The 16,194-nt window shown below is 46.9% G+C and carries 11 protein-coding genes and 3 pseudogenes; 10 read left to right on the forward strand and 4 right to left on the reverse strand.

All coding sequences use genetic code 11. The features are described from left to right. On the forward strand, positions 1-258 hold a 258-nt coding region (locus XYCOK13_RS16070), incomplete at its 5' end, for a DUF4367 domain-containing protein (RefSeq protein WP_213413261.1). A gap of 309 nt (positions 259-567) precedes the next feature. Here XYCOK13_RS16070 and XYCOK13_RS16075 read toward each other — a convergent pair. Further along, positions 568-2,194: pseudogene (locus XYCOK13_RS16075) on the reverse strand (IS5 family transposase). A gap of 368 nt (positions 2,195-2,562) precedes the next feature. Between XYCOK13_RS16075 and XYCOK13_RS16080 the strand changes: the two are divergent. The 4 genes and pseudogenes from XYCOK13_RS16080 to XYCOK13_RS16095 all read left to right on the forward strand — a co-directional run. Further along, positions 2,563-3,483, forward strand: a pseudogene (locus XYCOK13_RS16080) (M15 family metallopeptidase); the annotation flags it as partial. A gap of 209 nt (positions 3,484-3,692) precedes the next feature. Further along, on the forward strand, positions 3,693-4,115 hold the full coding sequence (locus XYCOK13_RS16085; protein WP_213413262.1) for a VanZ family protein: 423 nt from the start codon (positions 3,693-3,695) through the stop codon (positions 4,113-4,115). Positions 4,116-4,271: 156 nt separating this feature from the next. Beyond that, positions 4,272-4,967: a response regulator transcription factor gene (locus tag XYCOK13_RS16090; RefSeq protein WP_054819298.1), complete on the forward strand. Its 696-nt coding sequence runs from the start codon at positions 4,272-4,274 to the stop codon at positions 4,965-4,967. Beyond that, a complete protein-coding gene (locus XYCOK13_RS16095) occupies positions 4,960-6,069 on the forward strand; it encodes a sensor histidine kinase (RefSeq protein ID WP_213413263.1) in 1,110 nt (369 codons plus the stop codon). Before XYCOK13_RS16090 ends, XYCOK13_RS16095 begins: the two co-directional genes overlap by 8 nt. 1,041 nt (positions 6,070-7,110) lie before the next feature. Here XYCOK13_RS16095 and XYCOK13_RS16100 read toward each other — a convergent pair. Next, the gene (locus XYCOK13_RS16100; RefSeq protein WP_213413264.1) at positions 7,111-8,136 is read right to left on the reverse strand and encodes a sensor histidine kinase; all 1,026 of its coding nucleotides are present in this window, start codon (positions 8,134-8,136) and stop codon (positions 7,111-7,113) included. Next, on the reverse strand, positions 8,133-8,804 hold the full coding sequence (locus XYCOK13_RS16105) for a response regulator transcription factor (RefSeq protein WP_213413323.1): 672 nt from the start codon (positions 8,802-8,804) through the stop codon (positions 8,133-8,135). Before XYCOK13_RS16105 ends, XYCOK13_RS16100 begins: the two co-directional genes overlap by 4 nt. Before the next feature lie 186 nt (positions 8,805-8,990). Here XYCOK13_RS16105 and XYCOK13_RS16110 point away from each other — a divergent pair, with 186 nt between their 5' ends. The 5 genes and pseudogenes from XYCOK13_RS16110 to XYCOK13_RS16125 all read left to right on the forward strand — a co-directional run bounded on the left by XYCOK13_RS16110 (position 8,991) and on the right by XYCOK13_RS16125 (position 15,626). Next, positions 8,991-9,758 (forward strand): ABC transporter ATP-binding protein, encoded by a 768-nt coding sequence (locus XYCOK13_RS16110; protein WP_213413265.1) that lies wholly within the window; start codon positions 8,991-8,993, stop codon positions 9,756-9,758. Then, complete coding sequence (locus XYCOK13_RS16115) at positions 9,745-12,939, forward strand: FtsX-like permease family protein (protein WP_213413266.1); 3,195 nt, start codon at positions 9,745-9,747, stop codon at positions 12,937-12,939. The genes XYCOK13_RS16110 and XYCOK13_RS16115 overlap by 14 nt, the downstream gene beginning before the upstream one ends. Positions 12,940-13,253: 314 nt before the next feature. Next, positions 13,254-13,560: pseudogene (locus XYCOK13_RS22440) on the forward strand (transposase); the annotation flags it as partial. A 517-nt stretch (positions 13,561-14,077) separates the two neighbouring features. After that, positions 14,078-15,016: a VanZ family protein gene (locus XYCOK13_RS16120; protein WP_213413267.1), complete on the forward strand. Its 939-nt coding sequence runs from the start codon at positions 14,078-14,080 to the stop codon at positions 15,014-15,016. A gap of 127 nt (positions 15,017-15,143) precedes the next feature. Then, positions 15,144-15,626, forward strand: coding sequence for a hypothetical protein (locus tag XYCOK13_RS16125; RefSeq protein ID WP_213413268.1), 483 nt, complete (start codon positions 15,144-15,146; stop codon positions 15,624-15,626). Positions 15,627-15,758: 132 nt separating this feature from the next. Here XYCOK13_RS16125 and XYCOK13_RS16130 read toward each other — a convergent pair whose 3' ends face one another. Next, entirely contained in the window at positions 15,759-16,124 is a 366-nt protein-coding gene (locus tag XYCOK13_RS16130; protein WP_213413269.1) for a helix-turn-helix domain-containing protein, read from the reverse strand. Positions 16,125-16,194 lie beyond the last annotated feature (70 nt).

The following is a 16,194-nucleotide window of genomic DNA, read 5'->3' on the forward strand; positions in this document are numbered from 1 at the left end:
ACAATTATACGGACTCAACTCACCGACCAGTATTTGCAGCGATTATTTGAACAAACTAATGATTATATAGAATGTCATTCCATCACTTTACTTTTATTAAAGCATACGAAGGAGGAGAGACTATTGGTATATTCTGTGGAAAGTACTACAGAAAAGATTGCAGTCTTTGTACATGACAATCTGTTTTACACAATATCCGGAAACGTTCCATCCACCGAGATGAAAAAAATCATCGATTCTTTTGAAATTGAGAAATGACTTGGATTATAATCATTGGATTACGGTAGAAGGAGACCTGGATATAGGGAAGTTTTGTGAGCAGCTAAAAACAATCAAAGTGATAATATATGGTGAAATTGTGTAGACGACCTTTTTTCCATATAGCTTTTCCACCAATGTCTGAAAGGGTAATAGGACGTGAAGTGTAGTCAATATCTGCTCATCCAGCATCTCCAGTATCATTTTCATGATACGGGCAAACTCTTCTTGCATTTTCCGAAAGCCATTGCTCCAGCTTTTTCAATGTTGGGATTCTTGTGGTTAAGTAGGGGGCTTGCTGAACGATTTTTATCCGAATTTCAGAGCTAGGCGCCGGCGAGACAGCATCGCGAAAATAAGGCAAAAAAGAACGCGGAGCCTGCGCTCCAGGTTCATCACGAGAAGTTGCAGCGTAATCACCGATTCGCTTGTCTTGGCGAGGTGTGCGCGAATACAGCCAAGCCCATACTTGCGCTTGCCTTCTCCAAACTTGCCTTCAATTGCGTTTCGTTCCCCGGTATCCTGTTTGACGTCTTGCTTATCTTCACTTGACGGACCGTTTTTAGGCTTTCGTCCCAATGCCGGCCCACTGAGCCAAATCCCATGCTGTTTGCAGAAGCTCCGGTTTTCGCGCGTGCGGTAGATCTGATCCACTTGGACGACAGCCGGATAGGTCCCCATGCGCTCACGGTACTTCTCGATCACGCCAATTAGCGTCGTGCTCTCGTTGAAGTTATCCCAAGACAGACGATCAAGGAACGCATAGCCATTTGTCATGCTTACCGCAATCTTGGCTCCGAACTCAACGCGTGCCTTGGCTTTCCCGCGCACGATTGGCCTGATATGCGGCTGATGAATGCTGACGATCCGGTCTTCCATCTGGTGAGAACGCTCGCTCCACATTTGAAGTTGCTGATGGTACAGTTCATGAATCACCAGCAGGTCGCGATAGGTTTTCCGGCTAAGCAGCGTGAGCGGTTGCACCTTGGCTTGCTCGGCGATGATGGAGAGGTTCCGTCCAACGTAACCGAGCTGCCGCCTGATTGCTTTGCGGATCACTTTGGGTCCCGGCCTGCGTTGCTTGGACACCGCCAAACTGCTTGCGCGCTTTTTCGCGGTACGTGCGCGGTTTCGTCGCTTTGCTGACGGCCGGCACATGCAGGGTATCGATGATCGATTCGAGCTTCTCCCGCGCTTCATTCAGCAGATTCAGATCGGTCGGATACGCCACATCCGCTGGCGCGCAGGTAGCGTCCATGAGCACCGTCCCTTGATTGGGTAGCGCAGGTGCTTCCGATTCCATGGCCGATACCGGATGCCCTTCGGAAGGAGGCGCGGTCGCTTCAAGAGGCTCGGGCACCGCGGCCGTCTGCTCCACGGGAGATGTTGCTGCTGACGGTTCGACTTGTGGTTCCGCGAACAGTGTTTGCTGTTCGGCTTCAATAACAGAGGCGCGCTTCTTCGACCGCTTTACTTTCCCTCCGCCGCCGCTAACGTTGTTGTCGTCATGGTCCTTCGTTTCCTTCGCGCCTGCCGTGGCGACGACCTCATTCAGCTCAGCCAGCACATCCGTCAGACGCTTCCGAAAATGCGTCATCATCGAGTGATGGAACGGTTGCTTCATGACGAATCCGGGCAGACCGATGAAGTATTGCATGTATGGATTTTCGTTGATCGACTCTAGGGTTTCTCTGTCGGTCAACTGCATTCTCTCTTGAATGATGAGCGCCCCGAGCCCCATCCGCAAACTGATCGTTTGCTGGCCGCGGAAGGTGTCTTTGAAAAACGGTCCGTATTTTTTCTCGGCCTCTGCCCATGGCACTAACCGCGCCAACTGAACCCAACGATTCTCTTCGTCCAGCTTTCCGCCAAAGGGCAAAAAGAAATCGCCTGGCAGGATCAATTGATTGTCGAGATGCGCGGTCGGCTTGAACACATTTGTCACTCCATCTGCAAGGATTTGGGCCCGTTCTCCATGCTTTCCTTTACATATGAATTCGACATCAAGAGCCTAAAATCCTTATTGTTATGCGGTTTTCAGCCTTTTTTTCACCATTCAGCAAGCCCTAAGTAATGAATAAGAGCTTCCTCCTTACGGTGTGTTATTGGTAAACATCACTGTATCCAGGATGAAGCTCTTTTCCGATGTTCGCTTTTCCAGATCTTAATCCCACGAAGATTTTACACTAACCCGTTTGTTAGTTTTCGATAACGATTTAATAAAAATTTTAATATTAGCCCCATTTCTTTTTAAATAGTCTCCCCTACTCTATATTAGACGAAAGATAAGGAGGAAAACTACGAATGAAGAAATGGCTATTGGGGCTTGTCATCCTTTTAATAATTGGCTATGCCGTAATCCAAGTTAAACCGGAACCCGATAACAATGAAAATGTGCCGAAAGAAAACCACCAAGTAGAGGATGAAAATCTGGATGAGAATCTTGATGAGGCTCTTAAAGGGGACGGGATTCCGGTACGGATAACAAAGGATCAGGTTTACAAAGGCAATTTGCTGCTGATCAATGAAGTTTATCCCGTACCTCCGGGGACTAACGTATCGGATGCCGTCAATTTGGCAAAAAATCCGGAACTGATAAACGGATACGGGCTCTTGGACAACTCGATCCGATTGACGCCTTTTTTGGCACAAAAATTATCTGTGATGATTGCAGCGGCACATCAGGATGGCATTAACCACTTTATGCTCACCAGCGGCTATCGGGACGAAGCGGAACAGAGCAAGCAATACGAGGAAAACGAGCCCGGCTACGCGTTGCCGGCAGGCTTTAGTGAGCATAACCTCGGTTTGGCGGTGGATATCGGATCAACGCAAGGGAAGATGGAGTCTGCTTCTGAAGGGCTATGGCTGAAAGAGAACGCCTGGAAATACGGCTTTATCTTGCGCTATCCGGAGGACAAAACAGAAATTACAGGGATTCCGTATGAACCATGGCATTATCGTTATGTCGGTTTGCCGCATAGCGCTATTATGTATGAGAACAATTTTGTTCTTGAGGAATATTTGGGATTTTTGAAGGAACGGAAATCGATAAAGACCACGATAAACCACGAAGAGTATTCCATTTACTACTATTCTGTTCTCGAAGATATCACGATTCATGTGCCGGCGGATACCCGCTATGAAATTTCAGGCAACAATATGGATGGTGTTATTGTGACAGTATATTCCGGGCAGGGCGATACTCCAACAAACGATAAACCGGAGAACGATTCATCGACAAGCGATACGCCGACAAACGAGGGGGCTCCAACCGGCAATCGTCCGAACGATAAACCGCAGATTGATACGCCGACTAGCGATACGCCAGCGGACATCGATCCGGCGCTTGAGAAGCCGGAGGGTGCGTTTCAGGAGGATGGGATGCCGGAAGTTAAGAATCCGGAGGTTTCGATACCAAAGGAGGGGAACGGATGAGAGCCGGCTACCGGTTGAAACATTGGGGCGTTCGGCTATTGTTTGCTTTCTACATGTACGCGCTGCTCAAAATTATTTTATTCAAGTTCGGCCGGGTGGATGTTGCGTTTCTATGGGATCAGTTACTGCGAACCGCGACTTATCCGGAATATATCGTTGCCAGACTGCAAGCTGGGAATCTGGTTCCCTTGAAGGAAATTACCAGAGCGCTTGATGCGTTGACTGTACACAGCCTGACGAACCTCTTCGGAAATATTGCGATCTTTGTCCCGTTCGGCATGTTCCTTAATGTTCTTGCGAAGGCCGGAAAGCTGACGTTGGCGGGGACGCTATGGCGCTCCTTGGCGGTAAGTATCGGGCTGGAAAGCGTCCAAGTGTTATTTTCGCTCGGTACGTTTGACGTGGACGATCTTTTTTAAATTCCATTGGAGGCATGCTCGGCTTCGTCGCTTATAGACTGGGGTCCTGGCTGACGACGCCGGCATCCGCCGTTCCGGGTGCCCCGCGCGCCGTTGTTCTGGCGAAGAAGTTCTGATACGATGTAGTTCAATCATCATATTTACTTGAGGTGGATTATGAAATCGATCACTATTTTAATCGCCGATGACGAACCGGAAATTGCCGATTTGGTAGAACTGCATCTAACCAAAGAGGGTTATCGTTGTGTGAAAGTTTCTGACGGGCTGGCCGCCGTGCAAGCCATTCGGACACAACCGATTGATCTGGCGATTCTCGATATTATGATGCCGAATCTGAACGGCTACGAAGCAACGCAGCTCATTCGGGAAAGTCACCACCTGCCCATTATTTTTTTAAGTGCTAAAGCGACCGATCTTGATAAAATTACAGGACTGGTCAGAGGAGCGGACGATTATGTGACCAAACCGTTCAATCCGATGGAGCTGGTCGCTCGGGTAAATGCGCAATTGCGGCGAGCGTTGCAGTTCAATCCATCGGCGACATCGAACGTTGCCGTTCTGGAGGTGCGCGGTCTGATGATCAATCCCGAACAACGAATGGTACGATTGTATAACAAACCGATTGAGCTAACCCCGAAGGAATTTGACATCTTGTACTTATTGGCCAGCCACCCGAATAAGGTGTTCAGCACGGAGAATATTTTCGAACGTGTATGGGGGGAAGCCTACTACGAAGGCAGCAATACAGTTATGGTGCATATACGCGCGTTGCGGAAGAAGCTCGAAGAAGATAAGCACAAGAACAAATGGATCAAGACGGTCTGGGGAGTGGGATATACGTTCAATGGCTAATAAGATCCGAGGTTTCCGATTTAAAATGATTCAGCTATTTGTTTTAAGTACACTTTGCTCTGGCACGATCACCTTTTTGATCTTTAAAGTTTTTCAGCTCTATTATCATACGACGAAGCTTGAAGACCTGACGACTAAAATTCGTTATTTCATGAGAGAAATCGGGGACCTCAATTTTTTCTTAATTATTTTTATTCCTCTCTCCTTTTATTTTTTCTTTCTCCTCACGAAACGGTATTCCCTATATTTTCACGAAATATCGCGTGGAATCAATCAACTGGCAAACGGCGACTTCAACAGCAAAATAAACATCCGATCCAATGATGAGTTCGAAAATATTGCGCGGGATATCAATCTGGCTAGTGAAAAATTGAAGCAAGCGCTGGAGAGGGGGGACTTTGCAGAGAACAGTAAAGAACAATTGGTGTTGAATCTGGCACACGATTTGCGAACGCCGCTCACTTCCGTATTGGGCTACCTGGACTTTATTCTTCAGGACGATAATTTGACGAATGAACAGATCAAGCACTATACAGGCATTGCTTTCTCCAAGTCGAAACGGCTGGAGAAGCTGATTGACGAGCTGTTCGAAATCGCTCGCATGAATTACGGCCAGCTAAAGATGAACAAACAACCGATCGATCTTGGCGAACTGCTCATTCAATTAAATGAGGAATTATACCCTGCTTTAGAAAGAAATAACCTGACACCCCGATTGCATGTGACCCCGCATGTGATGATCTTGGGGGACGGAGATTTATTGGCGCGCGTATTTGAGAATCTCCTTACGAACGCCATCCGTTACGGCAAAGATGGCCAATATATAGATATTCATTGCAATCTGGAAGCGGAGAACGCAGTAGTTCAAGTGATTAATTACGGTCATAGCATTCCCCCGGAAGAGCTGCCGTATATCTTCGATATGTTTTACACGGTCGATAAAGCGCGCACTGAGCGGGAAGGAAGCTCCGGAATCGGTCTGTTTATTGCGAAAAATATAGTGGAACAGCATCGGGGCACGATCTCAGCGCAAAGCGCCCCCGTTCGCACGCTATTTGAAGTTCGTCTCCCGACAACCAACGCCCCGGAAGCGCAACGGTAACTAGGATGTGTCTGTCCACTGCGGGATTTATTTTTTTTCTGCGACAGCATAATTAGCTAGCAGAATTACTCATCCCATTCGTGCTCAAGTGCAGCAAGTACGCCTTGGATCTCGATCAAAACGTCTGCCGTTCGACATGTTCGTTTAAACGTGAGCGCCATGCAAAATTGTATTTTTTCTAGGCGACATAGCCAACAGAACGCAGACGACTTTCAATATGCTCCTGTCCAAGTGTGTCCATAGTGAGTACAATCAACTCGCCGTTGCGTTGTATGTAGGTATTCCAGTTCAGAAATCCTGTGATGCGGCGATGATTGGCCTTCGTTTGCCGAATAAATTGCTCCAAGTCGTTATTTGTCCTTGGCGTTCTAGATGAGCATCCCGGGCAATTCGAGCGGAGGATACCCATCTTCTAACAATAAGGCGCGCGAACGGTCGCGATGTACTTCTTAGCAATGTGAGCTTCAGCTACTTCGGTTGTCGTTTGTTCCTTTGCGGATTAGCTCGCGGTCGATTCGCTAGCACGATGTTCGATTCGTTCGATTTTGCGCTCGATGTCTCGAATGCCGCGCATGCCCTTCTTCAGTTCGGTTTTGAGCTTTCGATCGGCATCGAAGACGGGCTTAGCAATATCCTTCAAAAAATGATATTGGCAATACTTATATGGGGACGTCTGGAAGCAGAACTTCGAACGCCAAACGGATTGAATGTTGGCCGTCGCTAGCGGTTCCGACAATGGGAAAGGCGAGCTCAATCACTGGCAGGATGAATGTTATACTTGTTAAGATTACATAAAAAACTTCGGTGTCTCACAGAAAGTTGCTCCATCGGAACAGAACCAGAACACTCTAATAACCGTTTATCGAGCGATCTCCATTTTTAAAGCAAATTATCTGCGTCTTCTTAGTACTATCTTTTATAGGGTTCCAGTGACTTAAATTATCACAGTAGCTTAATAACACAAGGCTACATAGGCAGGTAATCCCCCGTCCTGGTGATACTTAACCGAGCTGAAGGCGTTACGCCAGTTGAAAGTATAATTCACATTTCATATAAATGGTTCGAGTTAGGGAAGTGAAGCGTAAGTGTCGTATAGCTTCCCTCTTCCGATTGGACGGACAATCGGTGTCCGAGTTTGACGGCCATGCGGTTAGCGAGATATAACCCCAATCCTGTCGATTTTGCAAATTGCCTTCCGTTAGCGCCCGTAAACCCTTTCTCGAAAATACGACCAATATCTTCAGCTTTAATACCAATACCAGTATCCCTTATGGAAAGCCTCTTCTCTTCGTTATCAGCCTCGAAAGAGCACACGATGCTTCCGCTGTCACCGACATATTTCAAGGCATTCGACATGATCTGATCTACGATATATCCGAGCCACTTAGCATCGGTATGCACCCATTCCTCTTTTTCCCACATTGTAAAATGAACTCGCTTGGCTACAAACATTTTTGCGTACTTTCTCACACTGTTTCGCACGATTCGGTTTAGAGAGACTTCCGCGATCAAGTAATCCTTGGAAAAGGAATCAATTCTTGCGTAAAACAGGGCTTGCTCGACATAATGGTCGATCTTGAACAATTCATCTTCGAATACATGGATCAGCTCCTCTACTGACTTGCCCGCCGAATTGCGAAAGAGCAGAGTACTTGCCGTTATCGGCAGCTTGACCTCATGAATCCAGGAGACAATAAAATCATGAAAATCTTTTTTCTCGTCTTGAAGCTTTCCAATGGCCTCAAGCTTATTGCTGTAGAGCTTCTTGATCAGTGCCGTATACTGACGCTGTTCATATGTTAGAGGTTCGGGCAAAGCTACGGTTAGTTCGTCCCATCTGTTGTTTACCAGGTCATGTAATATCCTGCTGCGGGTTCTCCAGCGCAAATAGCCTCCGACCACGTATACCGCGGCCAACAACACACATCCGGACAGGGTATACATAATGTCTCCAACACGATACGTTCCCTCGATGCTTACGAACATCATCAAAGCAACGAAGGATAGCATCCCAGCAAAGAAAATCAGAAAATAACGTTTATCATCCAAATAACGTAGAAAGCTCATTTGATTATATAACCTTCTCCCTTGATCGTCGTAATGAACCCATAACGTCCAACCTCATCCAATTTCTTTCGGATTCGGGTCATGTTCACGGTCAGCGTATTGTCGTCGACGAAACTTTCGTCCTCCCATAGGCAGCGCATGATTTTGTCCCGGCTTACGATATGGCCTTTATTCTGCAACAATAGCCGTACGATGACGAATTCGTTCTTTGTCAGTTCAACCGATCGATCGCCGGAAATAAGCTTCCGATCACCTAGGTTCAGCAGGACGCCTTCGTGCTCGATTATGTTGACTGGCGTTTCGGCATAAGAGTAAGTTCTACGCAACAATGCTTTAATCTTAGCGATAAGTACTTCGTCGTAGAACGGCTTCTGGATATAATCGTCACCGCCCATATTCATCGACATGACCATATCCATTGGCGAATCCCGTGAGGAGAGAAAAATAATCGGCACGTTAGACAATTCCCGAATTCGGCTGCACCAATAATATCCATCGAATATGGGTAAATTAATATCCATTAACACGAGGTGCGGTTCGGTCTGAAGGAACATGTCTTGAATCCTGTTGAACTCGTCACACAATACGGATTCGTATCCCCACTTCCCGACGGTCTCGCCGATTAACCCCCGAATAGTCGGGTCGTCTTCTACGATCATTATCTTCATCTTCATTCCATACGCCTCCATATCCTTAATCCTATTATATCTTAATTCGGCTAACACTACTGCAACTAGTACCGTGACAAAAATGTAAGCTCGCCAGTAGAAAAACGTAAGTTCAGCGTAAGGATAACTAGTCACCGGCATGGTACGATGGAAATTGAAAAAGGGAAAGCAGGGAGGAAAGATACAGTGGAAACGGTTATTGAAATAAAAGCGTTAACGAAAAGTTATGGGAATAAAGGGAACGTCGTGCCGGTGCTTCACGGGATCGATATGTGCATAGGCGAAGGAGAATTTGTCGGCATTATGGGGCCATCGGGCTCCGGGAAGACAACACTGCTTCATATGGCCGCCACCATCGATGAACCGACCTCCGGCAGCATCGTGATCGACGGGGAAAACGTTCTTCAAATGAACGAGGCGCAGTTATCGGCTTTTCGGCGATCCAAGCTAGGATTCATTTTTCAAGACTATAATTTGCTGGATACGTTGACGGTCAAGGAAAACATTCTGCTCCCCCTCGCGTTGTCCGGTATATCGGTCGACGAAGTGGAGAACAGAGTGTCTGCCATTGCGGAACGATTTAACATCAAGCATATTCTAGAAAAATACCCTTACCAAATCTCCGGAGGTCAGAAACAGCGAACTGCTGCCTGCCGTGCCATTGTGACGCGTCCGCGACTGATTCTGGCCGACGAACCGACGGGAGCGCTGGATTCTAAAGCTGCGGCCAGCCTGCTAGAGGCGCTAAATGAACTGAACGAACAAGAGCATGCGACCATTCTGATGGTGACTCATGATGCATTAGCGGCAAGCTACTGCAGTCGAGTTCTCTTTCTAAAAGACGGTGTCATTTTTGCCGAGATCGTCAAAGGAACGACACCGAGACAAGCATTCTTTAAAAAGATTCTGGATGTATTGACGGTGCTTGGAGGGCGTACGGATGACGTTATTTGAGTTGGCCAAGAAAAATATAAAAGGTAATCTTCGCAACTATTTCATATATTTATTTTCCATGTTCGCAAGCGTCGCCATATTTTATGTTTTTGCTTCACTACAATATAGTACGCAGGTAGTCGAGGCTGTCGAATCTTCAGATAGCATGCAATCTGTGTTCATGGTTGGATCAATCATCCTGGTATTGTTTGTATCCGTCTTTATGATGTACTCCGGCCAATTTTTTACCCGCAAACGGAAAAAAGAAGCCGGGCTATATGCTTTATTAGGTTTTCCAAAAAAAACAATCGGCCGGATGCTGTTCTATGAAAATATGATAATTGGAGCCGGCGTCCTAGTTCTCGGCATTGTGGCCGGTACACTATTGTCGAAGCTGTTTGCCATGATTTTGATGCGCTTATTGGGAGTAGCTGTCGATGTCGGAATCACGTTCTCCCTTCCTGCGGTGCTTACCACTGTGGTTGTATTTCTTATACTAATTACAATAACTTCTGTGCAAGCTTATCGATTGGTCTATCGATTCAAGCTTATCGAATTGTTCCGCGCAGAGCAGGAAGGGGAGCAGGAACCGAGGGCGTCGATCGTTCCCGCTGCCGCCGCGGTCGCGTTGCTCATCGTCGGCTACGGATTTGGACTTCGGAATTTTGAAAATAATGAACAGATCTTTACGAACCTGGGCGTCATGACCGTCGGCATCATCGCAGGAACTTTCTTGCTTTTTTCATCGCTCGTTATTTACCTGCTGAAATACGCCAAGAGGCGGAAGTCCCATTATTACAAGGGCATGAACCTAATCATGATTTCCAACCTGGTGTACCGAATGAAAGGGAATGCACGTACGCTAAGCGTCATTTCCATCTTGTCCGCTATCGCATTATGCGCCTTCAGTTTCGGTTTCAGCACTTACTACGCTTACGAGCACACGGCACGTGTAACGGCACCTTTCAGTTACATGCATATAGCGCAGGATGACGAAGTCGATCAAAAGATCGAGGAGATCATACGTGGCGACAATGCACATCCCGTGAAAGCCAAGATGTCGATTCCGGTCATCCATCTGAGCGGCGAAGCGTCAAGTGACGAAATCTTGTCTGATCGTGAGCGCAAGGCAGCCGAGCATCCGGTGAAAGTGATATCGGTCAGCGCATATAATCGTGTAGCGGATGTGCTGCGTCTTGGTCGGTTAACGCTGAACGAATCAGATCAAGTGATCGCGATTCGCCCCATGTATACCGATTACGAATGGGCGGATTATGCAGGAGAAACCATCACCCTGGATTTGCCTAATGGGAACGTTAATTTAGCATTTGCAGGCATGACGATTGAACGTGTTCTCAATTGGCATTATCCGGATATTATGGTCGTCGTTGCGGACGATACATTTCGCATGCTGGAAGCGCAAGTTCCTACCGAGCAATATGTTGGTTACATCGTTCAGGACCAGAAGAATACGAAGGCGACCGCTGATGCGCTTGCAGCTATACAGACATCAGAAATGAAGCTATCGACCTATTATTCCGTGTATCGCCTCGGCATCGAGAATGCAGCTTTTAATGTTTTCATTCTAGGGTTTTTGGGTGTGATGTTCCTTCTCGCAACGGGCAGTATCCTATACTTTAAACAGTTGACAGAGGCGACGAACGATCGTTCTCGCTATGAGATATTGAAAAAAATCGGCGTGAGCCACAAGGAAATCGCCGCTACGATCCTGAAACAGAACGCACTGATCTTCTTGTTGCCGCTGTTGGTCGGCCTCGGTCATTATTTGATTATCTTTAACTGGCTGCGGAAGCTCTTCGGAGGAATGGGTGGTATAAATCTCCTGCTTCCAATATTGGTTTGCGTTGGATTGTTTATGGTGATCTATATGACATATTACATGATCACAGTAAATTCTATCATAAAGTTTATCAACGGGGAGTCTGCTCGTAAGGTTAGGTTCGCCATGTTCGCCTCAGCAGCCGTAATGGTTGCGGCCGTTAGCCTGTTCATCTTGGCGGAACCGCCAGTACAATACGACGAACCGCATACCGGTGAACGGATTCACATCACGTTACCTGAGCCGACTGGCGAGATGCCAGTGGGCGTGACGGAGCTCCACTTGACAGATATCGACCGAGCCGATCCTTGGGTAAAGGATCGAAAGCGGGAGCTTATGATCAGCATCTGGTACCCGGCCACCCGGGAGGTTGGCCAGAAAGCCAAATATATACCGCCAAACGCAGCTGCATTTTACGACGAAACCGTCATGCCGACAATCGGAGTAGAGCCCGGCCGAATCGATCTATCCAACATCGGCGTTCATGCTTCGCTGAACGCACCCGCAGAGCACGGAGAGAAGGGCTGGCCTGTCATCATATATTCTCCGGGCGGATCTGTTCCGAGAAGTCTAGGTACGATTAACGTTCAGGAATTGGCCAGTAATGGCTATGTCGTTGTGACCATTGACCACACATATGAGACAACGGTCGTCGAGTTTCCCGAAGGGAGAATAGAGACCGAGCAATTGCCTGATTTCGGGGCGGATACGGTACTGAAAATGATGAGCGTCAGGGTTGATGATGTCCGGTTTGTACTGGATCGACTGGAGGCGCTCAAGGAAGGGAACAATCCGGATCATGCGAAACGTGAGCTGCCTGAAGGGTTGGACCGGGCGCTGGACCTATCTAGAATCGGTATTTTCGGACATTCTGCCGGGGGCGCAACGGCTGCCCAGGCCATGTATGAAGATGAGCGAATCGGCGCAGGTATCGATATGGACGGTTCTATGGGTTATTTGCCCGATCACCTGCTACCTGTTGCCCTGTATGGACTTGACCGCCCGTTTTTACTAATGAATGCAGGCTTTACCGATGAGGGAGAGGTGGATTCCCATCTCACGGCGGAGGATAGGGCATCGTTCTGGAACGAGTCAAGCGGGTGGAAACTAGATGTAGCGATACCGAACGGGGCGCATTATACGTTCACCGATCAACAATATCTGTTGCCGCAAATAAGCAATAAGCTGAGCCTTTCTCCTCAAGTCGTCCAGGGGAGTGTTGGAACCGTCGAGCCGGAACAGGCGCTCGCGGCACAACGCGATTATATTGGCGCGTTTTTCGACATGCATCTGAAAGGGTTGCCGCAGCCGCTGCTGGAGTCACCGGCATCGCCTTATGCGGATGTGGAGGTGTTGGAATAACGGTCACGACTGAACCATCTTGAGGAAAAGTTGTAAAATCAAGCACTACGGGTTACTACTCTAATTTTAAGGGGGTGTCTCAAAGTCATAAATGACTAGGGACAGATCCCTCTTTTATAATCTTGCAGTTGTCGGGAGGGGGAACGAGTTCTGGTCGCTCTTGAACGTCGTGTTCTTGGAAAAGGTTAGAAGAGTACAGCACGACGTTCAAAGGGCGGACGTAAACTCCTTCACCCATACCCACTCCCTCGCCCTTTTGTAACCTGAATGAGCCGCCTGCAGTCATTAAGCCCATGCGCGCTTCACTTCTGCGCGAGAGCATACAAAAAAATGAAAGCGTGTATGAAGTACAAATGCGTTACTACCGATGTGCAGACTTGAAGGTTGCCCACTTAAGGAGCGTTGCAGCAAAGCGCAAGGGAATCGCGAGATTAAAGTGAGAAATGACTTATCTTGGCTAAAAGGCAAAAGCACGTGAAGAACTTCAGAGCGAGGAAGGTCGTGAACTTTCCGTCCGGCGCATGATCGAGGTGGAAAGTGTAATTCGGTGAAATGAAGAACAACCGGGGATTCCGGCGTTTCTTGCTTCAAAATTTGCCGGAAGTAAGCCAAGAGGTCGGATCAGACTTACCAAGAATACTAGAAGTTAATGGCCGCCCTGCTGGATGAAGCAAAAGCGAATAACACAATAAATCTGGAACATGATTTGCGAAGACCGACCGATCACATTCATGACTCGCCAAATACTTCAGAAACTAATCGCTGGGTGAAGATATTGCCTTGAATTCTACATGCCTTGCGATGCTTAGCTCTTGTGTGTAATGCGGACGTCTATAAGTCGGATCACCGGTTCAAACCCTGCATCAAGTAAGCATGAGCGGCGTGTATCATGCAGGGGAGCGGAAGTTTCCATTGTTCCGACCGATTGTTCCAATGATTTTGTTGTGATAAACGTATGAGACATATCATGTTCTCCTCTGCGTGGAGTGGTTGGTCAGAGAGTCAAGGGTGTCTCTTTTTACATTTCATAGAACTGAATTTGGGCAAGTAAAGTTAATCAAGCTAAGGGGTGGGGGTTTCATGAAACAGGCAAGTAGGTTATAGTGACAAGTGGAAAAATAGAGTGGAGGAGTTAAGCATGGTCAAACAACGCAAAATTTTACTAACCGCAACTATTGTCTATACCATTATTGTACTTTATTTTATGTTCTTCGCTTTCGGCAGAGGAGAGGCTTCGGAGCAAATTTCCAGCTACACCTTTATTTTCATGCCCGAGAACTTTATTAGTTTGCCGTCTCCAGCTGATCTCCTGCATCCCAACCTAATGAGTATGGTGGCTTTCGGGAACACTATTGCGTTTATTCCTTTCGGTATATTGATTCCATGGCTATACCGGGTCAGCTTTGTCCGGTTCATCATCTTATTCTTCATCGCGATTCTTGTGCTGGAAACGATCCAGGCCCTTACATTCCTGGGCAGCTTCGATATCAACGACGCTCTTCAGAATTCGATTGGAGCAGCCCTCGGTTTTGGGGCGTACAAGCTTGGTTTCCGTTACCGGAGCCTCGGGCGCAATCTGGTGGCAACGGCTATATCGGGTATGGTTCTTTTTATAGCTTTATGGGGATTAGGGGCGGCGGTAGACAAATTAACAACTAAAGTAGAGGGTCCGTTTGTGGCGATCACTGAATGGACGGACAACTCGGGCAATTCATCCACCGGAGACAAACCGGACAGTATTCAAATCAACGGACAGAAGATACCGCTCCGCTATAACCTATATGGCGCTGAAGGCGGAGATTCCAGAACGTTCACGTACAAGTCTGAGGGACAGACGATTTTCTCCTTCGATTACGGATGCCCCGAACCAACGGATTATTCCGGTAGTATCAGTGTTACTCGGGATGACAGGGAGATCATGAGCAATTCTGGAGAACTTCAGCGTACTCATCCTGATCTGTTCCCTTCGCTATTCAAGATTCCGCTTGAGCCGGGGGATGAGCTGAAGATCACGATTAAGGGCGACATGAAAGCATGGGATGTCGGGTATACGCGGATGCAGTATTTCTGGAACTAAGTGCTTAAAGGGATTTCGCCGCCATTTTATCATGAATAACACCTAGCGCTTGGGTTTTCAAGCGCTTTTTTTACTTTTGAGATCGGGATTTTCAGAAACCTGGTTATAACCTAGGTTGGTTGTCCAATTGGGTATTTTAAAGGAGCTGAAGGTCTGGAGAACGATCGGCTCCTCCGCTTACCGAGTATATCGCTATGAAGGGAAGCTCAATCTCTTGGAAAATGCCGCCCTGCTCCTATGTTGGAAAGAGGGAGATGGCTTTGAATCTAAGCTGATGAAGGCCTTTCTGAGCACGGATATTTCACTGAGCAATGAAGAGATTCTATGCTATTACAGCAAACGTTGGGACATTGAAACGTATTTTCGAACTGCGAAAGTACAACCGGCCATGGATCGTTACCAGGTTCGATCTACTCAGGCGATTGATCGTTACTTGACCCTGCTCATGTTTTCTACGTTATATTACCAGTATGACAGCCAAGGAAGTTTAAACGATGGGTTACATCACTACCGTATCCAGAAAAAGCACGACACGATTGAATATATTTACAACCAAGCCAAAAGTGAGGCAACATTAGACCAAATTAAAACATGGCTAAGCGTTGCATAGGGATACTGTCAGCTCTCAATACTTACAAATTATTGAAGCGATTATTGGCAAGTACAGTTAAAGAAAATACAGAGCGAAATCCCGTGTAAAAAAGGGAAACGCTCTTTTTGTGTTAATGGCGATAAAGAATGGCTATCCAGACTTCTCTGCGGCATCTATTGATTTGAAAATCTCCGTTGTTATCTTATGGATCATCTTTACGTCTTCGCTTTTCTTCCCTAATAGAAATTGGTAGTGGACCTCAAGGACAGTTCTGGTCTCAAATTCCTGAGAATCTGGATCGATTTCTCGAAAATCAAAAAGATCACCTGGCTTTATGTTAAGAGCATCCATGATTTTTTCCAATGAATCAATGGATAGATTTCTTTTTCCAAGTTCAACTTCGGTTAGATATGAGGTTTGTTGCCCTGTTATTTGGCTTAACTGAAGTAGGGTCAGATTTTTTTTATTACGTATGCTACGAATTTTTTCACCGATTAGTTTTTTTAAATCAGACATCGATTTACAACCTCCCTGCTTATCCTAAGGGTAAGTGTTTTAATCTAAAAAATATATAACAACATAAGTG

The sequence above is a fragment of the Xylanibacillus composti genome, from assembly GCF_018403685.1.
Classification (GTDB): domain Bacteria; phylum Bacillota; class Bacilli; order Paenibacillales; family K13; genus Xylanibacillus; species Xylanibacillus composti.

Bases quoted from the DNA above. Each gene is read 5' to 3' on its own strand.
- XYCOK13_RS16130 (WP_213413269.1), bottom strand. From the start codon at position 16,124: ATGTCTGATTTAAAAAAACTAATCGGTGAAAAAATTCGTAGCATACGT.
- XYCOK13_RS16090 (WP_054819298.1), top strand. From the start codon at position 4,272: ATGAAATCGATCACTATTTTAATCGCCGATGACGAACCGGAAATTGCC.
- XYCOK13_RS16105 (WP_213413323.1), bottom strand. From the start codon at position 8,804: ATGAAGATAATGATCGTAGAAGACGACCCGACTATTCGGGGGTTAATC.
- XYCOK13_RS16100 (WP_213413264.1), bottom strand. From the start codon at position 8,136: ATGAGCTTTCTACGTTATTTGGATGATAAACGTTATTTTCTGATTTTC.
- XYCOK13_RS16120 (WP_213413267.1), top strand. From the start codon at position 14,078: ATGGTCAAACAACGCAAAATTTTACTAACCGCAACTATTGTCTATACC.
- XYCOK13_RS16115 (WP_213413266.1), top strand. From the start codon at position 9,745: ATGACGTTATTTGAGTTGGCCAAGAAAAATATAAAAGGTAATCTTCGC.
- XYCOK13_RS16085 (WP_213413262.1), top strand. From the start codon at position 3,693: ATGAGAGCCGGCTACCGGTTGAAACATTGGGGCGTTCGGCTATTGTTT.
- XYCOK13_RS16095 (WP_213413263.1), top strand. From the start codon at position 4,960: ATGGCTAATAAGATCCGAGGTTTCCGATTTAAAATGATTCAGCTATTT.